Source organism: Orbaceae bacterium lpD02 (assembly GCA_036251875.1).
GTDB classification, from domain to species: Bacteria; Pseudomonadota; Gammaproteobacteria; order Enterobacterales; family Orbaceae; genus Orbus; species Orbus sturtevantii.
In genome coordinates this window covers 2,205,187-2,228,337 of the sequence record CP133960.1, presented here as the reverse complement: position 1 = coordinate 2,228,337, position 23,151 = coordinate 2,205,187, and the positions used below count along the sequence as shown (strand labels likewise).

The 23,151-nt window shown below is 37.5% G+C and carries 20 protein-coding genes and 1 pseudogene; 12 read left to right on the top strand and 9 right to left on the bottom strand.

The annotated features are described in order from the left end of the window. Positions 1-2: 2 nt before the first annotated feature. Positions 3-1,007, top strand: coding sequence for an ATP-binding cassette domain-containing protein (locus tag RHO12_09820; GenBank protein ID WVD65666.1), 1,005 nt, complete (start codon positions 3-5; stop codon positions 1,005-1,007). Further along, the gene (locus RHO12_09815; GenBank protein ID WVD65665.1) at positions 1,004-1,816 is read left to right on the top strand and encodes an ATP-binding cassette domain-containing protein; all 813 of its coding nucleotides are present in this window, start codon (positions 1,004-1,006) and stop codon (positions 1,814-1,816) included. The genes RHO12_09820 and RHO12_09815 overlap by 4 nt, the downstream gene beginning before the upstream one ends. Positions 1,817-2,086: 270 nt before the next feature. On the opposite strand, the gene ppnP is transcribed toward RHO12_09815, so the two are convergent. Next, on the bottom strand, positions 2,087-2,371 hold the full coding sequence (gene ppnP, locus RHO12_09810; GenBank protein ID WVD65664.1) for a pyrimidine/purine nucleoside phosphorylase: 285 nt from the start codon (positions 2,369-2,371) through the stop codon (positions 2,087-2,089). A gap of 268 nt (positions 2,372-2,639) precedes the next feature. On the opposite strand from ppnP, the gene RHO12_09805 reads away from it, so the two are divergent. The 3 genes and pseudogenes from RHO12_09805 (at position 2,640) to RHO12_09795 (ending at position 7,561) form a co-directional block, all read left to right on the top strand. Continuing rightward, positions 2,640-4,202, top strand: coding sequence for a TerC family protein (locus RHO12_09805; GenBank protein ID WVD65663.1), 1,563 nt, complete (start codon positions 2,640-2,642; stop codon positions 4,200-4,202). Positions 4,203-4,390: 188 nt separating this feature from the next. Next, positions 4,391-6,034 (top strand): annotated as a pseudogene (gene ybaL / locus RHO12_09800) (YbaL family putative K(+) efflux transporter). Between the two features lie 201 nt (positions 6,035-6,235). Beyond that, positions 6,236-7,561, top strand: coding sequence for an NCS2 family permease (locus tag RHO12_09795; protein WVD65662.1), 1,326 nt, complete (start codon positions 6,236-6,238; stop codon positions 7,559-7,561). A gap of 133 nt (positions 7,562-7,694) precedes the next feature. On the opposite strand, the gene RHO12_09790 is transcribed toward RHO12_09795, so the two are convergent. Beyond that, entirely contained in the window at positions 7,695-8,432 is a 738-nt protein-coding gene (locus RHO12_09790) for a phosphatase (GenBank protein WVD65661.1), read from the bottom strand. A gap of 1 nt (position 8,433) precedes the next feature. Beyond that, positions 8,434-9,375: a glyoxylate/hydroxypyruvate reductase A gene (locus RHO12_09785; protein WVD65660.1), complete on the bottom strand. Its 942-nt coding sequence runs from the start codon at positions 9,373-9,375 to the stop codon at positions 8,434-8,436. A gap of 305 nt (positions 9,376-9,680) precedes the next feature. Between RHO12_09785 and rpsL the strand changes: the two genes are divergently transcribed. From rpsL to RHO12_09755, 6 genes are all read left to right on the top strand, one after another. Further along, positions 9,681-10,055, top strand: a complete 375-nt coding sequence (gene rpsL / locus RHO12_09780; GenBank protein WVD65659.1) for a 30S ribosomal protein S12 — start codon at positions 9,681-9,683, stop codon at positions 10,053-10,055. A gap of 116 nt (positions 10,056-10,171) precedes the next feature. After that, entirely contained in the window at positions 10,172-10,642 is a 471-nt protein-coding gene (gene rpsG, locus RHO12_09775; protein WVD65658.1) for a 30S ribosomal protein S7, read from the top strand. A gap of 95 nt (positions 10,643-10,737) precedes the next feature. After that, the gene (gene fusA, locus RHO12_09770) at positions 10,738-12,840 is read left to right on the top strand and encodes an elongation factor G (protein WVD65657.1); all 2,103 of its coding nucleotides are present in this window, start codon (positions 10,738-10,740) and stop codon (positions 12,838-12,840) included. A gap of 59 nt (positions 12,841-12,899) precedes the next feature. After that, complete coding sequence (gene tuf / locus RHO12_09765) at positions 12,900-14,084, top strand: elongation factor Tu (protein WVD65656.1); 1,185 nt, start codon at positions 12,900-12,902, stop codon at positions 14,082-14,084. Between the two features lie 126 nt (positions 14,085-14,210). Beyond that, positions 14,211-15,622 (top strand): IS1182 family transposase gene (locus RHO12_09760; protein ID WVD65655.1). Its coding sequence is split into 2 segments (ribosomal slippage): positions 14,211-14,784 and positions 14,784-15,622, totalling 1,413 coding nucleotides; the frame shifts between segments, so codons are not numbered across the junction. A gap of 289 nt (positions 15,623-15,911) precedes the next feature. Continuing rightward, a complete protein-coding gene (locus tag RHO12_09755; GenBank protein ID WVD65654.1) occupies positions 15,912-16,517 on the top strand; it encodes an NAD(P)H-dependent oxidoreductase in 606 nt (201 codons plus the stop codon). A gap of 54 nt (positions 16,518-16,571) precedes the next feature. On the opposite strand, the gene rraA is transcribed toward RHO12_09755, so the two are convergent. The 4 genes from rraA to RHO12_09735 form a co-directional block, all read right to left on the bottom strand. After that, on the bottom strand, positions 16,572-17,060 hold the full coding sequence (gene rraA, locus RHO12_09750; protein ID WVD65653.1) for a ribonuclease E activity regulator RraA: 489 nt from the start codon (positions 17,058-17,060) through the stop codon (positions 16,572-16,574). A 167-nt stretch (positions 17,061-17,227) separates the two neighbouring features. Continuing rightward, entirely contained in the window at positions 17,228-18,388 is a 1,161-nt protein-coding gene (locus RHO12_09745; protein WVD65652.1) for an ABC transporter permease, read from the bottom strand. Beyond that, positions 18,388-19,536 carry an ABC transporter permease gene (locus tag RHO12_09740; protein ID WVD65651.1) on the bottom strand — a complete coding sequence of 383 codons (1,149 nt, stop codon included), beginning with the start codon at positions 19,534-19,536 and terminating at the stop codon, positions 18,388-18,390. Before RHO12_09740 ends, RHO12_09745 begins: the two co-directional genes overlap by 1 nt. Continuing rightward, positions 19,518-20,489, bottom strand: coding sequence for an efflux RND transporter periplasmic adaptor subunit (locus RHO12_09735; GenBank protein ID WVD65650.1), 972 nt, complete (start codon positions 20,487-20,489; stop codon positions 19,518-19,520). The genes RHO12_09740 and RHO12_09735 overlap by 19 nt, the downstream gene beginning before the upstream one ends. A gap of 249 nt (positions 20,490-20,738) precedes the next feature. On the opposite strand from RHO12_09735, the gene RHO12_09730 reads away from it, so the two are divergent. Then, positions 20,739-22,025, top strand: coding sequence for an NAD(P)/FAD-dependent oxidoreductase (locus RHO12_09730; GenBank protein ID WVD65649.1), 1,287 nt, complete (start codon positions 20,739-20,741; stop codon positions 22,023-22,025). 73 nt (positions 22,026-22,098) lie between these two features. On the opposite strand, the gene nusG is transcribed toward RHO12_09730, so the two are convergent. Together nusG and secE are read right to left on the bottom strand one after the other, a co-directional pair. Beyond that, the gene (gene nusG, locus RHO12_09725; GenBank protein ID WVD65648.1) at positions 22,099-22,644 is read right to left on the bottom strand and encodes a transcription termination/antitermination protein NusG; all 546 of its coding nucleotides are present in this window, start codon (positions 22,642-22,644) and stop codon (positions 22,099-22,101) included. A 1-nt stretch (position 22,645) separates the two neighbouring features. Beyond that, positions 22,646-23,047 (bottom strand): preprotein translocase subunit SecE, encoded by a 402-nt coding sequence (gene secE, locus RHO12_09720; GenBank protein ID WVD65647.1) that lies wholly within the window; start codon positions 23,045-23,047, stop codon positions 22,646-22,648. Positions 23,048-23,151 lie beyond the last annotated feature (104 nt).

Here is a 23,151-nt window from a genome sequence, read left to right as displayed (position 1 = left end):
TTATGCCACTACTTGATATTCGAAATCTAACTGTTGAATTTATCACACCACAAGGCTTGCTGCGTGCAGTCGATCATGTGAATCTAAAATTAAATGAGGGTGAGATTCGTGGGCTCGTTGGTGAATCAGGTTCTGGCAAAAGTTTAATTGCTAAAGCCATACTAGGAGTAACGAATAGTAACTGGAAAGTAACCGCGGATCGTTTTTTCTTTAACGGTATCGATTTGCTTAAATTGACCCAAAGGCAAAGACGAAAAATCATTAGTTCGAATATATCCATGATCTTTCAAGAGCCGCAATCCTGCTTAGATCCAACAATGAAAATTGGCCGTTTTTTGATTCAATCAATTCCCTCATCAACATTCAAAGGTAGGTGGTGGCAAAGGTTATTTTGGCGAAAAAATAGAGCCATCGAGCTACTCCATCGAGTGGGAATAAAAGAACATAAAGACATTATCAACGCTTACCCAAATGAACTAACAGAAGGCGAATGCCAAAAAGTTATGATAGCTATTGCTTTAGCTAATCAGCCCAAGCTATTAATTGCCGATGAACCAACTAACGCGATGGAATCAACGACTGAAGCGCAAATATTTCGCTTGTTAGCTAGCTCAAACCAAAACTCAGGAACGACCATTTTATTAATTAGCCATGATTTGCAAATGGTTACTAGATGGACCGACCGAATAAATGTACTCTATTGTGGTCAAACGGTTGAAATCGCTGATAGTGAAGAGATCATAAAAAAACCTTATCATCCCTATACGCAAGCATCAATATTTGCTATTCCAGATTTTGGTAAAGCACTACCACACAAAAGCCCACTTAGTTCACTACCTGGCTTTATTCCCCCGCTGGAACATTTGCCTATTGGTTGTCGATTAGGTCCTCGTTGCCCTTATGCGCAGCGTAAATGTATTGAAACCCCCAAATTAATTGCAATTAAAGATCATGCGGTTGCCTGCCATTTTCCTCTTAATACTGAATTGCCGGATAATAAATCATGAATCAAGTGCTAAAAGTCCGTAATTTATCAAAACGTTTTGCTATCCCTCGAGGGTTATTTGGCCATCTTTATATTGATGCGGTGAAACCGTTATCTTTCACATTGAATGAGGGTAAAACCCTTGCTATTATTGGTCAAAATGGCTCAGGTAAGTCAACTTTAGCTAAACTATTAGTTGGGATGATTAATCCTGATGATGGCGATATTTGGATCGAGGATAAAAAACTTGAATATGGCGACTATCAAACCCGATGCAAATTAATTCGTATGATTTTTCAAAATGTGGACAGTTCATTTGACCCTCGGCTAAAAATAGGCAAGATACTTGAAATCCCATTAAAACAAAATACGACCTTAACTGCCGCGGCAAGAGAGCAACTGATCTACGCGGTATTAAAACAAGTTGGATTATCTGCCGAACATGCAAACTACTATCCTTCAGTAATGGCTGCTGGACAAAAACAACGAGTAGCACTCGCTAGAGCACTGATTTTAAAGCCAAAAGTTATTATTTTTGATGAAGCATTAACTGCTTTAGATATCTCAATGCGTTCGCAAATTATTAATTTGATGCTCGCACTACAAGAAGAGCAAAACCTATCTTACGTTTACGTAACACAAGACATTGGTATGATGAAGCATATTAGTGATCAAATTTTAGTGATGCACAATGGTGAACTGGTGGAGAGCGGCAATACTGCTGAAGTACTTGCATCACCTTTAAGTGATATCACGCAACGCCTCGTGCAAAGCTATTTTGGCGAAGCACTTACCGCAGATACCTGGCGTACAGATACCCGCGCATTTTGACATTCATATTAAGTGAATATCTTTTCTTTGCATTTCGATTTGATAAAAATAGATGTAATACCAATTAGCGATGGTAATAAATGATGAGCCGATTACTTTATATTTATTTTGATTGCAGTATAAAAATGCAATCGAAATAAAACTAGTGAATCAAAGCAAATTGAGATTGAATCGTAATGAGAAGCAAAAAAATGACATCTTCTTTGTACGAAGTGCCATTCTATAGGAATGATTCTTAATATAATGCAAAGCAAAGAAAATAGCGTTGGATCACAAATAACGACAAAGGTAAGCTGTCGGCTCAGCAACTTGTATATGGAACTCACTTTTACCTTGAATATGAAACACCTGCCCTGCTTGCAAAATTTGCCAATCTTTTGCTGAAGGTAATAAAACATTTAATGAACCAGAAATAATTGTTATCTCTTCTGGGTTATTCGTACTAAAGGTATATTCACCGGGCATCATTACACCAATACTTGATTCACCGCTGTTTGCATTAGTAAAACCAATTGATTTTACTTTGCCAGTAAAATAGTCATTCACAGTTAACATTTGCGTTTCCTTTTATAGGTAAAAATGAACTATCTAATTGTACTAAAAAAAATAAGTGATACCTATCTTTGTTTACTTACTTTTTATTTTTTAATTATTTGATTTTATTAAAAATAAAATAAATTATTTTTTTGTAGAGGAAAAATATTTATTATAATTACATTTTTTATAAAATTATCATTGATTTAATAAATAATTACGTCCAAAATTGGCGGTTCAGCATGTGCTGTATAATAAAAAGGTAACCACCCGACATATGGAATGGATCATGGATCCTACGATTTGGATTGGACTATCAACACTGATTGTGCTCGAAATCGTTCTTGGTATTGATAATATTGTATTTATTGCAATTCTAGCTGAAAAACTGCCCCCTGAACGACGTGACCATGCCCGAATAACAGGTCTATCCTTAGCGCTCATTATGCGCATCATTTTATTAATGTTTACGGGTTGGTTAGTGACATTAAAAGCGCCACTATTTTCAGCTTTAGGAGTTAGCTTTAATGCCCGACAGTTAATTATGCTAATTGGTGGTGCTTTCTTGCTGTTTAAAGCGACAATGGAATTAAATGAGCGGTTAGAAGGCAAATCTCACGGTTCATCAAAACAGAAAAAAACCTCTCACTTTTGGACTGTCGTAGCACAAATAGTGGTACTTGATGCCGTCTTTTCGCTAGATTCGGTAATAACTGCTGTTGGTATGGTTGAACATGTCCCTGTAATGATAGTCGCCGTTTGTATTGCAATGGTTATCATGATGATCGCCAGTAAACCCCTTGCTAATTTTGTTAACGTGCATCCAACAATAGTCATACTATGCCTTAGTTTTTTATTAATGATAGGATTTAGCTTGATTGCGGAAGGTTTTGGTTTCTCTATTCCAAAAGAATATCTGTATGCAGCAATTGGGTTTTCTATTCTTATTGAATTTTTTAATCAAATGGCAAGCTTTAATCGTCGACGTTTTCTAAGTAAAAAGCCATTAAGGGAACGCACTGCTGAGGCAGTATTAAGTTTATTAAAAGGCGATGTTGAACACGAAGAACTGGATAGTAATACCAAGGATTTAATTGCTGATGCTGGAAACAACGCGGCATTTAATGCACAAGAATTGAGTATGATTGAACGGGTATTAGGCTTAGCTCAACGTTCGGTCAGTAGTATTATGACATCAAGACATAATATTAAGATGATTAATATCAATGATGATCGAGAAGAAATTTTAAAGGAAATAACAGAAAACCAACATACCCGACTTATTGTAACGGATAACGCATCGATAGATGAGCCTTTGGGCATCATACAGGTCAATGATTTATTAAAAGAGGTTTTGCATAATCATCATGATATCTCGATAGCGAAACTTATTAAGCAGCCGTTGATTTTCCCAGAAACGATATCACTGCTTGTCGCGCTTGAACAATTCAAAAATGCAAAAACTCACTTTGCCTTTGTTGTTGATGAATTTGGGGCCATGCAAGGTATCGTCTCGGTTACTGATATAACAGAGACTATTGCGGGTGAATTTCCAACTGAAAATGGCGGTATTGATGTTAGACACGATATTCAATGCTGTGGCGAAAGATGCTGGATTGCTAATGGTTATACGCCGTTAGAAGAACTGGTTCGTTTTGTGCCTTTAAAACTTGATGATAAGCGAGAGTACCATACTCTTGCCGGACTCTTAATGGAGCAATCACAACACATCCCTGAAGTGGCCGAAATAATTCAATTTGACGATTATTTATTTGAAATTCTGGAAGTAGAAAGCCACCGTATCATTAAAGTAAAAATTACCCATACTGATTATGCTGAGTACCAAATCTGATCCCTCACGATAGGAAGGCTTTGCCTTCCTATTCATAGTATAAAAATAATAATGGTATCAATAACTAATCTCACTACCTGCATTTATTGCTTATCACTAAAATAGCAAAATATTTAACAAAAAACAGTAAAAATACGCTAAACTAGCGTGGTTCAATATAGAGTTAGCGCAATTTTAAGGAGGTGGAAATGCATGATACGGGACCGTTACTTGCAGCAATTATTGGCGGGATTGTTTTAGCCGCAATCTTGGGCATGTTAGCAAATAAATTACGTATTTCACCTTTAGTCGGCTACCTTATTGCTGGGATTATATTTGGTCCTGCAACGCCAGGATATGTTGCCGACACCACAATAATTAGTCAATTAGCCGAAATTGGTGTCATTTTGTTGATGTTTGCTGTTGGTTTACATTTTTCAATCAAAGATTTACTTGCAGTAAAGTCAATAGCCATTCCTGGTGCGGTAGTACAAATCACTGTCGCAACGTTACTTGGGATAGGATTATCTTCGATTATTGGTTGGTCAATAACGACGGGGTTGGTCTTCGGTCTTTGCTTATCGACCGCAAGTACTGTCGTTTTATTGCGAGCTCTTGAAGAGCGAGATTTGATAGAAAGCAAACGAGGCCGGATTGCTATTGGCTGGTTAATTGTTGAAGATCTTGCAATGGTATTAACCTTGGTGCTACTTCCCCCAATTGTTACAATGATGGACGACAACGCTCATGTTAATTTTTGGAATATTGTCATCCAGATTACCAAAACAGTAGGCTTAGTAATTATATTTATTGTGCTTATGATAATCGTCGGCCGAAGAGTGATCCCTTGGCTACTCGCTAAAAGCGCAAGTACGGGCTCGGAAGAACTATTTACCTTATCGGTTTTAGGTATCGCACTTGGTATCGCCCTTGCAGCAGTGCAACTATTTGGTGCGTCATTTGCATTAGGAGCATTTTTTGCTGGCATGGCCTTAACCGAATCCGAACTGAGCCATCGCGCAGCCCACAACATTTTGCCATTAAAAGACGCATTTGCTGTGCTCTTTTTTGTTTCTGTTGGTATGTTATTTGACCCACATATTTTAATTGAATATCCATTAGCAACAATCTCTACAGTCATTATTATTATTTTTGGTAAATCGATTGCTGCCTATTTTATTGTTCGAGTATTTGGTCATACTAAGCGTACCGCGCTAACGATTTCAGCAAGTCTTGCCCAAATTGGTGAATTTGCTTTCATCTTAGCCGCTTTAGGTAAATTGCTGGGCGTATTTCCTGATGAAGCTTATAGCTTAATTTTAGCTGGAGCCATTATATCTATCGTATTTAACCCCTTTATTTTTAATTTAGTTGAGCACTATTTATCTAGAACCGAAAGTATTGTCGATAAAATTATTGACCCTCTTGCCGTAATTAACCAACTGGTTCCACAAGGTCTTCAGGAGCATGCTATTTTGGTTGGCCACGGTCGATTAGGGAGTACGATTGCAAGACAGTTAAAACGCAGAAATATTCCCCTTATCGTGGTAGATAATTCACTAACATTGATAGAACAATTACGTAATGAAGGTGTAATCGCAGTATTTGGTAATGCGTCAAAACCAGAAACATTAGAGCTTGCTCAACTTAAAACTGCTCGCTGGCTTATTATTTCCACTCCAAATGGCTATGAAGCGGGTGAGATTTGCTCGCAAGCCCGTGAATCAAGGCCCGACCTTGCTATCTATGTTCGAGCTTTCTACGATGATGAGGCCGAATATATTGCAGAGCACGGAGCAACTGGGGTTATCACTGGTGAAGAGGAAGTTGCTAAACATATTTTGGGATTAATGCATCTTGAACCAACCGAAATACAAGGGGAAGACGGTAACATAACAGAGCCTGAACCAGGAAAAGAACAAAAAATAGATATTCCTATTAATGCCAATCTTCCTGAAGGAGATGGCAGTCCTATCTAATTATATTGCTTGACCTCGTTGAAAATCTGTTAATAATGGCGAGGTCATTTATTTCATTTTAATTTAGGTTTATTTATGAGTGATCTACAATCTAACCAGAGTCGTCCTTTAATTGAGAGAATTTTTCAACTAAAAGAAAAAAAAACAACTATTGGAACAGAAATTATTGCTGGTGGTACAACATTCCTAACCATGGTTTATATTATTTTTGTCAACCCAGAAATCCTTAGCGTAACGGGTATGGATCAAAAAGCTGTATTTGTATTAACCTGTTTAGTTACTGCTTTTGCCTCGATTTTGATGGGGCTTGCGGCAAACTTACCTATCGCGCTGGCACCAGCAATGGGGCTTAATGCTTTTTTTGCCTTTAGCATTTGTTCTAAATACTCTTGGGAAGTCGGGATGGGGGCAATTTTTTGGGGCTCTTTATTATTTTTCCTTTTATCTTTATTTAAAGTCCGCCATTGGCTAATTTCAAATATTCCCCCATGTTTGCGTGCAGGAATTAGTGCGGGTATTGGCTTATTTATTGCATTTATGGGCTTTAAGAATATGGGGCTAATTGCACCATCTCCTGCCACGTTATTAACGATGGGTGATATTTTATCCCTTCCTGTCTTATTAGGCTCCCTCGGTTTTTTTGTGATCATTATTTTGGCGGCACGTAATTTCCATGCGGCAGTACTTATTTCGATTTTATTAATTTCATTGTTAGGATTATGGCTTGATCCTAATATCCATTACGAAGGCATTGTTTCGCTTCCACCTGATGTAACAACTGTGGTTGGACACGTCGATTTGGTCGGCTCTTTAAACATTGCCATGACTGGCATTATTTTCTCAATCATGATTGTCAGTCTTTTTGACTCGTCGGGCACTATTTTGGCTGTAACAGATAAGGCGGGAATTGCTGACAGTAAAGGGCGTTTCCCCAAAATGCGTCAAGCGCTATTAGTTGACAGCTTTAGCTCTACTATCGGTGGTTTATTTGGTACCTCCTCAGTGCTAACTTATATTGAGAGTTCTGCTGGTGTTTCAGTTGGCGGCCGTACAGGTTTGACGTCTGTTGTCGTCGGAATTTTATTCTTATTAGTTATTTTCTTTTCACCGCTAGCGCATATTGTACCAAGTTATGCAACATCGGGGGCATTAATTTTTGTCGGCATTTTAATGATGTCAAGCCTTGTCAAAGTTGATTGGCACGATTTAACTGAAGCCACTCCTGCATTTATCACCGCATTGATGATGCCATTTGCTTTTGCTATCACAGAGGGCGTCGCGCTTGGCTTTATATCCTACGTAGTATTAAAAGCATTTACCGGCAAATTCAAAGATCTCAATATTTGTGTTGTCACGGTTGCCATACTATTTGTATTAAAATTTATCTTTATCGATCATTAATACTGGCACGAGTGAAGGTGAGCAGATTACTCACTTTCACTACCACTGCTCATCTTTATCATATTGATGACGAGAAAATCGTTATCTGTATTGTACACAAAAAGTTTAGCGTCCAATAACTATTGGATGCATACTACAGTGAAGCCAATTCTTCGATATAACGATCTGTTTTTATTGCTAAAAATTCAATTACCGCCTGTGGGCTACGATTAATGATTTGTTCTGGCGGGAAGGTAATATCTTTAATCAGTTCTAAGCAGTGAGCAAAATTCCCTACATTATAAGCAATGTGCGAATCAGAACCGAATGAAATCATACCACCAACATTTTTTACTGCTTGGGCGATCTTGCGACAATTATCATCGCTTCCTTTGCGTGAGATAAACGATGAATTATTAATTTCAAGTGCAACGTGATACTCTTTTGCCGCCTTGGCCACTTCATGTATATGAATCGGATACTTTGGATTACCGGGATGACTAATAATATTTACCTTGGGATTTTTAATCGTAGCAATTAAAGCTTCGGTATTTTTATCGATATTATCTGGACCGAGTGCGGGGTCATGAAAGCCAGCGATAACCAGATCAAGCTCCCGATACATGCCATCATCGCAATCAATATCACCTTGTAGATTCAAAATATTCGCCTCAATCCCTCGCAAAATACCAATCCCATCAACAATTCGTGGAATAATCCGCATATTAACAAAATGCCAACGGTGCGGACTATCACCTAATGCCATACCATGGTTAGTGATTGCAATTAATTTTAGGCCTTTAATCTTTGCTTGCGCAATATACTCATCCATAGTGCTATAAGCATGGCTGCTTGCCACGGTGTGCATATGAAGATCGGTTAAGTACTGCATATTAGTATCCTTTATTAAAATCAATCAATCCTTCAACAACTTTCTCACCTCGTTCTATACGGTGAATTTTTTCAATAATTTGAGGGACCGCAATTTCCGCTTTAGTTAGCGCTGAAATGTGGGGGGTTATTGTTATTGCCTTATTATCCCAAAAAGAGTCGTCTTTTGGTAAAGGTTCTTGAGCAAACACATCCAGTGTTGCCGCTTTTATTTTATTACTGCTTATAGCCGACAGTAGATCAGCTTTGACAAGGTGTTTTCCTCGCGCAATATTAATAAGATAAGAATCATCTGCGAGTTTACAAAATAACTGTTTATTTAAGATACCTTGTGTCTCTTGCGTACTCGGCAATAAATTAATAAGCAATTTAGTACCAGATAAAAATATATCAAGTTGATCATGGTGATAACAATCAATTCCAGCAATAGATTTTAACGAATAACTCCAACCTTTTACTTTAAAACCTAAACTTGCTAAGCGCTTAGCAACTTGAGCGCCCAGCACACCTAATCCCATGACACCGATAATAAACTGATCATATTGATGTGGAGGTAGAAAACGCCATTGCTGCATAATTTGTTGCTGGTAATATTCATCTAACCGACGAAAATAGCGCATAACAATCGCAATTGTATATTCTTGCATCTGTAATGCCATGCCTGCATCTTCAAGGCGATAAAGCGGGACATTCTTAGGTAATAAATCTGGCGTCTGTTGTAGTTGATCTAAAATAGCATCAACACCAGCACCTAAGGCAAAGATTGCTTTAAGATCATGCCGATGAGCTAACATTTCATGATTTGGCTTCCAGATTAACGCATAATCCGCTGGTGGATTTTGACCAGCACAATAGGGGTAAACAATTGCCTCTGGTAGCTGTTGCTGTATTAATGGAATCCAATCATTACTATTAAAAAAGGGATGATAAAACAAAATATTCATGTTCGTATTCACTTATACTATTTAAATAATTTGGTTATTATATAATTAAATTGTCGATACTACATGAGAAAAAATACCGCGGTAGCAATGTTTTTTCGATAGGTGATTTTTATTGTAATTATCTATATAAATAGAATATTATCAATTTCATAAGCAAAAACTTGACATTATGCGCCTTGAGGACTAGAATCTTGCGACCCAAAACCTATATTTATAGGATTTTTGAGTACAGTTATTCTTACGTATCTAAAAAGCAATTTTAATTTTATTTTTTTAAATTATAGAAAAAAATCAGGAGCTTATTAATGGCAACAATTAATCAGCTGGTACGCAAACCTCGAGCACTAAAGGACGTTAAAAGTAATGTTCCTGCTCTAGAAGCATGCCCGCAAAAACGAGGTGTTTGTACTCGTGTTTATACTACAACACCTAAAAAACCAAACTCAGCGCTACGTAAAGTATGTCGTGTACGTCTGACTAATGGTTTTGAAGTTACCTCTTATATTGGTGGTGAAGGCCATAATCTACAAGAACATAGCGTAATTTTAATTCGTGGTGGTCGTGTTAAAGATTTGCCTGGTGTTCGTTACCATACTGTTCGTGGAGCGCTTGACTGTGCGGGAGTTAAAGACCGTAAACAATCACGTTCTAAATATGGTGTGAAAAGACCTAAGGCTTAATGGTTATCCGTTAAGTAAGGCCAAACTTTATAATTCCATTTAACTCATTTGAGTTTTGGGTAAACCTGAAATAAATTTAAGTATTATACTTAATAGAAAGAAAACGGAGTATTCCAATGCCACGTCGTCACATTGCCGGTCAAAGAAAGATTCTACCTGATCCAAAGTTCAGTTCTGAATTACTGGCTAAATTTGTAAATATTTTAATGATAGATGGTAAAAAATCTGTCGCAGAATCGATTGTATATTCAGCTCTTGATACGCTAGCACAGCGTAGCGGGAAAGACCATTTAGCAGCTTTTGAAGTTGCATTAGATAACGTAAGACCAACTGTAGAAGTTAAATCTCGTCGTGTTGGTGGTTCTACATACCAAGTACCTGTTGAGGTACGTCCTGTTCGTCGTAATGCTCTTGCGATGCGTTGGATTGTAGATGCTGCTCGTAAACGTGGCGATAAATCAATGGCTTCACGCTTAGCGAATGAACTTGCAGATGCTTTTGAAAATAAAGGTACTGCTGTTAAGAAACGTGAAGATGTTCATCGCATGGCTGAAGCTAATAGGGCGTTTGCTCATTATCGTTGGTAATTCAAATTGTTTGAATTTTAATGCTTATAGCGTTAATTCCTTATAAGTAATAAACGATAATTACATAATTAACGACCCCAAAGTAGAGGATTAATATGGCTCGTACAACTCCTATCGCACGCTACCGTAACATTGGTATTAGTGCACATATTGACGCTGGTAAAACAACGACGACTGAACGTATTTTGTTTTACACTGGTGTAAGTCATAAAATTGGTGAGGTTCATGATGGCGCAGCAACCATGGACTGGATGGAACAAGAACAAGAGCGAGGTATTACAATTACCTCTGCGGCGACCACTGCGTTCTGGTCTGGTATGGCTAAACAGTTTGAACCCCATCGCGTGAATATCATCGACACCCCGGGACACGTTGACTTTACTATCGAAGTAGAACGTTCTATGCGTGTACTTGATGGTGCGGTAATGGTTTACTGCGCTGTAGGTGGTGTTCAACCGCAGTCAGAAACAGTATGGCGCCAAGCAAATAAATATAAAGTACCACGTATTGCATTCGTAAATAAAATGGATCGAATGGGTGCTAATTTCTTACGTGTTGTTGAGCAGATCAAAACACGTTTAGCGGCTGTTCCAGTTCCGCTGGTGTTACCTATCGGTGCAGAAGAAAAATTCACTGGTGTAATTGACTTATTAAAACGTAAAGCAATTAACTGGAATGATGCAGATCAGGGCGTTACATTTACTTATGAAGATGTACCGGCTGATATGGTCGATCAAGTTGAAGAATACCGTGCACATTTAGTTGAAGCTGCTGCTGAAGCTAATGAAGATTTAATGGAAAAATACCTTGGTGGTGAAGAACTAACTGAAGATGAGATTAAATCAGCTCTACGTCAGCGAGTACTTGCTAGCGAGATCATTTTAGTAACTTGTGGTAGTGCATTTAAAAACAAGGGCGTTCAGTTTATGCTTGATGCTGTTGTTGAGTATTTACCTGCACCAACCGATGTTCCTGCTATTAACGGTGAATTACAAAACGGTCAACCAGCAGAACGTCATTCAAGTGATGATGAACCATTTTCTGCTCTTGCATTTAAAATTGCAACCGACCCATTTGTTGGTAACTTAACATTCTTCCGTGTCTATTCTGGGGTTGTTAATTCTGGTGATACAGTACTTAACTCAGTTAAAGATAAGAAAGAGCGTTTTGGTCGTATCGTTCAGATGCATGCTAATAAGCGTGAAGAAATTAAAGAAGTTCGTGCTGGTGATATTGCTGCGGCAATCGGCCTCAAAGACGTAACTACAGGTGATACGCTTTGTGCTGAAAACGCACCAATCATCCTTGAAAGAATGGAGTTCCCTGAGCCAGTAATTTCTGTTGCGGTTGAACCTAAAACTAAAGCTGACCAAGAAAAAATGGGTATTGCGCTAGGTCGTCTAGCTCAAGAAGATCCTTCATTCCGCGTTCATACGGATGAAGAATCAGGTCAAACCATTATTTCGGGAATGGGTGAGCTACACTTAGAAATCATCGTTGACCGTATGAGACGTGAGTTTAAAGTGGAAGCAAACGTAGGTAAACCTCAAGTTGCGTACCGTGAAACAATTCGTAATGAGGTTGAACAAGAAGGTAAATTTGTTCGTCAGTCAGGTGGTCGTGGTCAATATGGTCATGTATGGTTAAAAATCAAACCATTAGCTGCTGGTGGCGAAGGCTACAAATTCAATAATGAAATTGTTGGTGGTGTTGTTCCTAAGGAATATATCCCTGCAGTTGACAAAGGTTGCCAAGAGCAGATGAAAAATGGTGTTCTTGCTGGCTACCCGATTGTTGATGTTGAAGTTACTATCTTTGATGGTTCTTTCCATGATGTTGACTCATCAGAAATGGCATTTAAAATCGCTGGTTCAATGGCCTTTAAAGAAGGCTTCATGAAAGCTAAACCAGCTCTTTTAGAACCGATTATGAAAGTAGAAATTGAAACTCCTGAAGATTATATGGGCGATGTTATTGGTGATTTAAACCGTCGTCGCGGTATGATCGAAGGAATGGAAGATACGGCTACTGGTAAAACAGTTAAAGCTCAAGTTCCACTTTCTGAAATGTTTGGTTATGCAACAGACCTTCGTTCACAAACACAAGGTCGTGCTTCATACTCAATGGAGTTCTTGAAGTACAATGAAGCACCAAATAATATTGCAACAGCAATTATTGAAGCACGTAAAGCTAAATAATTTATTTTATTCTTTCCTCATTAAAATGAGGAAAGGTATTTTGATAAAGGAACATAAAAATGTCTAAAGAAAAATTTGAACGTAAAAAACCCCACGTTAACGTAGGTACAATCGGCCACGTTGACCATGGTAAAACAACTTTAACTGCGGCTATCACGACAGTATTAGCAAAGACATACGGTGGTAACGCACGCGCATTCGATCAAATCGATAATGCACCAGAAGAAAAAGCACGTGGTATTACAATCAATACATCACACGTTGAATATGATACACCGACTCGTCACTACGCACACGTAGACTGCCCAGGCCATGCTGACTATGTTAAAAACATGATCACTGGTGCGGCGCAAATGGATGGTGCTATTTTAGTTGTAGCAGCAACAGATGGTCCAATGCCACAAACTCGTGAGCATATCTTATTAGGTCGTCAAGTAGGTGTTCCTTACATCATCGTATTTTTAAACAAATGTGATATGGTTGATGATGACGAGTTATTAGAATTAGTTGAAATGGAAGTACGTGAGCTTCTATCTCAATACGATTTTCCAGGTGATGATACACCAGTAGTACGTGGTTCAGCGTTACAAGCGTTAAACGGCGTAGCAGAGTGGGAAGAAAAGATCATTGAATTAGCAGGTTACTTAGATTCTTACATCCCAGAGCCAGAGCGTGATATCGATAAACCTTTCCTACTACCAATTGAAGATGTATTCTCAATTTCAGGTCGTGGAACAGTAGTAACTGGTCGTGTAGAGCGCGGAATTGTAAAAGTTGGTGAAGAAGTTGAAATCGTTGGGATCAAAGACACAGTAAAAACGACATGTACAGGTGTTGAAATGTTCCGTAAATTACTTGACGAAGGCCGAGCAGGTGAAAACGTTGGTGTTTTATTACGCGGAACTAAGCGTGAAGATATCGAGCGTGGTCAAGTGCTTGCGAAACCAGGTTCAATCACACCACATACTGATTTCGAATCAGAAGTGTATATCCTAAGCAAAGAAGAAGGCGGACGTCATACTCCATTCTTCAAAGGTTACCGTCCACAGTTCTACTTCAGAACGACAGACGTAACAGGAACAATCACTTTACCAGAAGGCGTAGAGATGGTAATGCCAGGCGATAATATCAAGATGGTTGTATCATTAATTCACCCAATCGCGATGGCAGATGGTTTACGTTTTGCTATTCGTGAAGGCGGACGTACTGTTGGTGCGGGTGTGGTTGCTAAGGTTATTAAGTAATCTAACCATATTTGTATCACTATAAAAAGGCCGCATGCGGCCTTTCAGATTGTTGACAAAGAACTCGCTTTTTAGCGAGTTTTTTGATCTAATAGTGTGGTGTGTAACTATCAAAGGTATGTCCCGATGCTTAGAAAACCGACACCAGCAACCCCTGAAAAAATAGAACAAATATCGCTCGAAGCCCTTGTTCCTCAAAACCACCTTGTCCGTAAAATTGCTAAGATTATTGATTTCGAATTTATTCGTGATGCAGTGGCGTCCCTTTATTGTAAGGATAATGGACGCCCGGCAGAAGATCCCGTCAGATTATTCAAAATTATGTTATTAGGTTATCTTTTCGGCATTCCCAGTGAGCGGCGATTGGTGCAAGAAATACAGGTTAACTTAGCTTATCGTTGGTTTTTGGGGATGGGATTAACCGAAAAAGTGATTGACGCGTCAACCCTAAGCCAAAATCGTCGACGTCGATTTAATGATAGTGACATTTATCAACAGATTTTTGATAATATTGTCGAGCAAGCTATCGCGAAAGGCTTAATTAGCGGCCGTATCTTATATTCGGATAGCACGCATCTTAAAGCCAGTGCCAATAAGGGAAAAGCATGTAATGAAAAGCGTATTATTGAGCCGAGCCAATATATTAATGAGTTAAATAAAGCAATTGAGGAAGAGCGGGCTACACATGGAAAAAAGCCTTAGCGCCAAGGACGGAAACACGGTATAAAGCAATTAAAATCAGCACCACCGACCGAGAAAGCGGTTTTATGCATCGGGAAGGCAAACCTAAAGGGTTCTTTTATCTTGACCACCGAACGGTTGATGGTAAACATAATCTAATTACCGATACGCATGTTACGGCGGGAAATGTTCATGATTCTCAACCTTATCTTGCTCGGCTCAAACGGCAGGTCACTCGGTTTAACTTTGCGCCTGTTGGTGTGGGTCTTGATGCGGGGTATTTTACCGCCCCTATTTGCCATTTATTGTTAGCTGAGCAGATATATCCCGTAATCGGTTATCGCAGGCCGAATCACGGTGCGAATGCCATACGAAAACGGCAGTTTATTTATGATAGTCAACGCGATACCTATACCTGCCCCAATGGGCAATCACTGATTTATAAAACGACAAGTCGAGAAGGTTACCGTCATTATCATTCTAAAGCAGGTGTTTGCAAGCAGTGTCCGTTATTATCACAGTGTACACAAAGTAAAAATAGTCTGAAAATCATTACTCGCCATATCTGGGAAGCCGATAAAGAAAAAGCGAATGATATTCGTCTAAGTAAATGGGGTAAAAAAGTTTATGCGAGACGAAAAGAGACCGTCGAGCGAAGTTTTGCTGACGCCAAACAACATCATGGACATCGTTATGCGAGATTTAGAGGGCTTGCTAAGGTTCAAATGCAGTGTTTGTTAGCCGCAACAGCACAAAATATAAAGAAAATAGCGCTAAAGCTATTTTTATTGCTCTATTTTAGGTCACTTTTGAATGGATTTAATAAAATTTCAATTAAAAATCGTATTTATGGCTAAAATAAAAAAATAAACCCCGAATAATATCGAGGTTTGTCAACAATCTGAAAGGCCGCATGCGGCCTTTTTTATTATCATAATATTAGCTAATTTAGCTATCAGTAAAAAGCTTAGCCCTTCTTGTATCAGAATTTATTTACTATCTAATCAATCTCTCATATATATACCAAAGCAGCCTGCTCCAATAGATGAGTTAAAATAATTCGACTAATAACCTACAAAATTAGTCAACTATTATGTATAATATGCTAATACCTGTATCATTTTAATAGCCAAAAAGGATAGTGTAATGAAAATTCTTTGTCTCAAATCAAGTATTCTAAATGATTTTTCTACCTCAAATTTATTGATCAATGAATTAATTGATCATCTTAAAGCTAATAATAAGGATGTTTCTGTTATAGAAAGAGAGCTTGGTATTAATCCGCCCGCTCACTTGACACTCGATGTCTTAACGGCAATAAGAACTCACGATATCTCTAAGCTAACAGATAAACAGAAAAATAACTATGATGAAATTTTGACTTCAATTGAACAGCTAAAATCAGCTGATCTTGTGATTATAGGCTCACCTATGCATAATTTAAGTATTAGTAGTGGCTTAAAAACATGGATCGATCAAATCTGTCAAGCGGGTTTGACATTTAGCTATACAGAACAGGGACCGAAAGGCCTAGTTGATGATAAACCAGTCATCATCGTCTCTAGTCGCGGAGGGATTTATAGCACTCCCCCTCTTGATGTTCTCGATCACCAAGAACCTTACCTTAAAGCTATATTTGGTCTAATTGGAATTACCAATATAAAGTACATCCGGGCAGAAGGAACGAATATTAGCGAAGAACTAAAAGACAAGGCTATTGCGCAAGCTAAGTATGAAATTTCGTTATTATAAATAATCGAAAGGTATGAAATAAAATCCTAGACTGATTTTATTTCATACGTATTGCTACATATTATACTCTAATGCGATCTCAGATAAGATAATGCCAGTATTATCAGCATAAATAAAATCACCAGAAAAGAACGTAACGCCTGCAAAATTAACCTTAATATCAGTCTCACCGATACCTTGATCTTCCGCTCCAGCGGGTATTGCGGCAATAGCCTGAATGCCTATTTCAGCATCTGCAAGGTAGTCTACTTGTCTTACTGCCCCGTAGATAATGATACCTTGCCAACCATTTTGAATAGCAATATCAACCAACTCGCTATCAAGTAATGCCCTTCGCGTGGAACCTCCACCGTCAACTACAAGCACCTTACCCGTGCCATCGTTTTGTAGCACTTCATATAAAAGACCATTATCTTCAAAACACTTGACAGTTATAACCTGACCAGAAAAAATCGACACTCCACCAAAATTAGTGAAAATAGGCTCAACAACATTTACATCTTCAGGATAAAAATCACAAAGCAAGGATGTATCAAAGTTCATATAATGCCCCACAAATTTAGTATCAACCTAATTAGTATAACGTCAAACCTACCAATATAGCAAAGTTAACTCGATAATTGTTGACTAAATATGAGCTAGTTCAAATTATTTTATGATAAAAAATAATAGAGCTTACGATGAATATTCTAAAATACCAATAGCAATTTTCATCGGGTTAATTTTCGTTTTAATTGATGCTTATACCGAAGTAGCTGACGTATGCGCCCTTCTCTTAATGCGGAAATAAATACACCTATTGTAAAATAGAATATACCTAAGATAACTAACATAAATAAATTAAAAATATTATCCGATATATTTAACCCCATTTGGTTTACGCCTGCAATCATGTTAGTCGCCCAAGTAGAAGGTAATAATTTTGAAATACATTGAACCCAATAAGGCATAGCATATAGCGGCCAAACAGTGCCGGATAAATAGAAAACGGGCGTAGTAAGAAAAGCAAGCGTTAAATAAATCATTTCAACACTCCTTAAACACTCTGTTAATAATTTAGCAAATCCCAGTACCGCGAACAAAAAGGGCAATGTCATTAATAAAATTTGCGACAAGGATGCGAGCTGTCTATAGCCAAGAACCCATGGCCACAATCCAAATAATACAATCGATAGAAATAGCCAAATCGGTAATAATGCGGAAAGGCTTCCAATAAATATAATTCTAGGCGGTTTACCTTGTGGTAGAGAATTTAATGCTATATGCGTTCGAGTTGAAGAAATTAGTAATGAATGCTGTAATAACATCACTAATAAACCCGGAAAAGTTATTGCAGCAAAACTAATACCAGGGTTAAATAGAGGGTCCATTTGGCTTTTTATGGGTGCAAGCACTACGTCAATTTGTACAGGGGTAAAGCCGCTATTGCGCATAATAGCACTGTTATAATTTGTTAGGGTTTGCTGATAAATCGCTTTTAGATCCTGCTGAATTTGCCCATTAGCTAATCGGCTTGAAGCATCTCCATAAGCTGAAATAATAGCACTCTCACCATTAAATAAGTTTTTTTCATAATTACGTGGGATTGTAATAACAGCAAACAATTTACGAGCATTTATATCATCATAAGCATCTAAAGAATTTTCATAAGTAATAATACTTACTTTTGAACTTGTAGCAAATTCTCGAACTAATTCTCGACTTGATGTAGTATGGTCAAGATCAACAATGGCGATAGGTAAGTCAGTTACACTGCCATTAATGTAAACTAAGCTCATCAAACCTACTGATACGAGCAATAATAACCATTTAGGTATAGCTAAAAAACGTAATGTAATACTAATAAATGCAGACCAGTACATTTTAAACATTATTTCGCTTCCTCTCTATGTAAACGCTTAACTAAGCGCTTCCTAACAAGTAAGGTAATAATGATTGGATAAATCATTAAAATTAAGCAAGCTTTAACAACAGATAAAATGGTTGCCTGTCTTATAAATAGATCAAAAAGAGTATTTAACGCATAGGTCAGCGGCTCGATAGATGAAATAGCTCTTGCTATTTCGGGCATTGATAACTCAGGCACAACAACACCAGAATAAGTTAATGCAAGACCAACTAATAAGCCAATATAGGAATAAGCATCAATAGTTGAGCGAGTATAGCTAAATAGCAGTATACCGAAGCTTTGTGCTGCAATGACGTAAAAAAAACAAACAGCTAGCATCGCAAAAGGGCTACCAGAAACATGGGCTTGTGAGAAAGAGACAAGCAATCCAATTTCAAAAATTAGCAGCATTGTGTACCACAAAGTATATGGAGCCAATTTTCCCAGTATAAATGGATAATTCGGTCGAGTTCGTCTGGGCAACTTGCCTAAAATATGAATAGTCATAGTAACAACAAATAGCTGTAACAAATGAACTGTAGCAGAAAATTGCTGAAAATAGAGAGAGTTACCACTAGCATTAAACAACCCATCATAACTGAACGTTGCATTAACTAATTTAGGTGCTGATAACCCCATTTTAGCTATCAAAACACCTCTATACTGACTATTAAGCTCAGCTATAAGGCCCGAGTAGTCCATAACTGAATATAACCCAGCACTGTAATATAAAGCATTATAATATAGAATCGGGGTTGGCTGCTTACCAGATAATACATCGGCTTCAAAACCTGCTGGAATGTATAATAATGCATAAATCTTAGCTTGAGCTAAGCTTCTTTCAGCATCATTTAATGAGTCACCATAATCAATTAACTGAGCATGAGCTCCTGCATCAAGATCTCTGATTATTTCGCGTGATAAAATACTTTTATCTTGGTCGATATAGCCAACAGGTAAGTCATATAATACACCGCTAGAGAAAATATTACTGATCAAGATGAAAACCATTAATGGCATCACCCATAACAACCAATGGAAAGTAAAGCGCTTAAAAATATAGGGCATTTCATTATTAAATGCCGCCTTAAAGCGTTGAAAAAAATAAATAATTATTGTTCTAACTTCCATAAAACACTCATACCAGCACGAAGATCCTTAACTGGCTCTATAGGATAAAGTCTAATTTCGAATGTTCTTAAATCAAAATCCCCTGTCGCCCTTGTTGCCCTTTTTGTCGAATAGTCTCCCATCGGGGCGATATAGCGAACTTCTGCTTCAATTTTCTTATCCCCTAATGCTGGAACCTCTAGTAAAAAATGGTCGTTTTTATGAATATTCACCAAAATATTCTCACGAACATTAAAAACGAAATAGGCTTGAGATTGTCGAATAACGGTAACTAATGGACTGGTTGCATTAAATATTTCACCGACTTCGGCGGGGATAGAGCCAACCTCACCATCAACAGGTGATTTAACAAGCAAATCATCATATTGAATGGTTAGTTGTTTTAGGCTCTCGGTTGCTTGCTGTAGTTGCGCTTCATAAATTTTTCGTTGCTCAACACGGTCACCATGTAGGGCTTGATCTAAAGTCGCCTGAGCAGACTGCACTTGTTGATAGGCTGCATCTCTAGATTTTAAAGCGCTATCTAAAACAGATTGAGAGATGTAACCCTTAGCTGAAATCGTCTTATTCCTATCATATTCCTTTAATGCATTCTCATAGGTTACTTTTGCCTGAGCAAGTAATGCTTCATAATAACGGATGCTTTCTTCTCTGGTTCCATGTTCAGATTGTTCAAGTTGAGCTTTAGCTTGATCTCTTGATGCCTCTGCAGCTTTAACCTGAGCTAACAACTCAGGGCTATCTAAAGTAATTAGTAGATCCCCTGCCTTAATACTATCACCACGGTTAACATCAATAACCGTCACCGTCCCCTTTGCTTTAGATGAAACTCGAACACTAGGAGCATCAACCTCACCTTGTAATACTAGCGGGCTGTTATGGGAACGAATTAAAATTGTCATTGAAATAGTAATAACAATAAGCAAGATAACAAAAAATATTTTTTTATTCATAATAAATTAACGAGACTTGAATCAAACTAGGCAAGGATAATACTTCGATCAAACGGATGAATGATGCTATCGATTATACCACTAAAATTGTGCTGCATCTTATATAAATAATAATTAAATTACTATACTAATTGTGCGTTATTTCACCGTTAACAGTAGTTTTAAATTAAACCGACAAATATAAATCAATTAGATAAAAAATCACTTATTTAGTATGATACTTATAATTATCATCTTGGGGTGTAAAATATGAAAAAAATTATTATTGTTGGCGGAGGGGCTGGAGGCTTAGAACTTGCAACCCTGTTAGGAAAAAAACTAGGTAAATTAGGTAAGGCTGAAATAACATTAATCGATAAAAATACAAACCATCTCTGGAAACCATTATTACACGAGATCGCAACAGGAACATTAAATGATGAACTAGATCATGTCAGTTACTTTTCCCAAGCGCAAAATAACTCTTTTATCTTTAAGCAAGGACAATTAATTAATATTGACCGCGATAATAAAGTTATTGAACTTAATGATGTAATCGATCATGAAAATCAAGTTATCTTCCCTAAAACCAGCCTTAGTTATGATCTATTGGTAATTGCAATTGGTAGTACTTCAAATGACTTTGGTACACCAGGAGTGAAAGAATACTGTACATTTCTCGATGACCAAGAGTCAGCCAAGCGTTTTAGAAAATCAATACTGTCAACTTTTTTTCGTTTCTCATCTGGAATTGAAAAAAATGAAAAACTTAATATTGCCATCGTTGGAGCAGGAGCAACTGGCGTTGAGTTAACGACTGAATTATTTAGGATGATTAAAACATTAGGTCAGTATGGATTTGAAAAATTAGAGCCATCACTATTAAATATTACACTTATAGAAGCTACTGATCGAATTTTACCTGCTCTGCCTGAAAATGTGAGCAAGAATATTCAAACAAAGCTAGAAGAGCTTGGTGCGATAGTCTTAACAAAAACGAAGATCGTTAAAGCAGATAATAACCATTTTTACCCAGAGGATGAGGCACCAATACCTGCTGATATTATGATGTGGACAGCAGGAGTAAAAGCTGCCGATTTTCTAAAAGACCTAGCCGGTTTGGAAACTAATCGTGTAAATCAACTTATTGTTAAACCAACATTACAAACAACGCGTGATGACAGCATTTTTGCTATTGGTGATTGCACCTGTTGTGCAAAAGCTGAAGGTGGATTTACGCCAGCTACAGCACAAGCAGCTCATCAGATGGCGAGTATTTGCGCGGTAAATATTGTATCTATCATAAATAATGAGACCTTAAAACATTTCCAATACAATAATAAAGGAACAATTATTTCACTGGCCAATACTGCCCAAGGCGTAATCAAAACTATTGGTAAAAATCAGATGGGTGTCAAGGGCTGGATAGCTTCTTGTATTTATAGAATGCTATACCGCTTGCATCAAATCGCATTATTTGGTCCATTCAAAACATTCAGGTTAGCAAGAGCAAATAAAGTATATCGTTCGGTTAGAACAACTATCAATATGAATTAAAGAGTAATTAATTACTAACATAAAAAAACCGGAAAATATTCCGGTTTTTCATAAGGCAGAGACTGATAAATATTTAGCTTTTTTCTACCTGATTAAAATCAAGTTCCACTGGAGTTGCACGACCAAAAATTGATACCGATACTTTTAAGCGGCTTTTTTCATAGTCGACTTCTTCTACAATACCATTAAAATCAGCAAATGGTCCTTCATTAACTCGAACCAATTCACCTGGCTCGAACAATGTTTTAGGACGAGGCTTATCACCAACTTGTTGCAAACGATTCATTATGGCATCGACTTCTCGTTGTGAAATAGGAGCAGGTCTATCAGATGTTCCGCCAATAAATCCCATAGTTCGAGGAACGCTTCGGACTAAATGCCAAGTAGCATCATTCATCAACATTTCAACTAAAACATAACCTGGAAAAAATTTCCTTTCACTCTTACGGCGCTGCCCGCCTTTCATCTCAACAACTTCTTCAGTCGGCACTAATACATCACCGAAAGAATCTTCCATATTATGTAGCTTAATATATTCGCGTAATGACTGTGCAACGCGCGACTCATAGCCAGAGTAAGCTTGAATCACATACCAACGTTTTTTCTGTGTTTCGCTCATACTAATGTCCTAACACTGTTAATTTTGATATTATCCAAAAGAAGAAAGTGTCTAATCCCCATAAACATAGGCCTACAACTATTGTTATCACAGCGACTAATAATGTAGTTTGTATTGTTTCTTTTCTTGTTGGCCATACAACTTTACGAAGTTCCATACGAGACTCTTTAGCAAAGCCGATAAGACTTTTGCCTTTTTGTGTAGTTATTGCTAATAACAATGCTAAAACTGCAACAACAATTACACCTAGAATTCTTATAACCATATTCGGTTGGTAGATAGAATTTGGCCCCGCAAAATAAAAATTACCCCATATAACAAAAACCACCAGAATAAAAACGAAAAACCACTTAATTTTATCAAGCGTTTTACTTGTTCCATGATTATCACTAACAGTACTCATATAAAACCCATTATTTATTTTTGTCTCATAATCTATTTTATAAAATGCTCCAGTAAAAATCTAAAACATTTTACCAAATAGACTATTAGTATTAAAAAAATTCA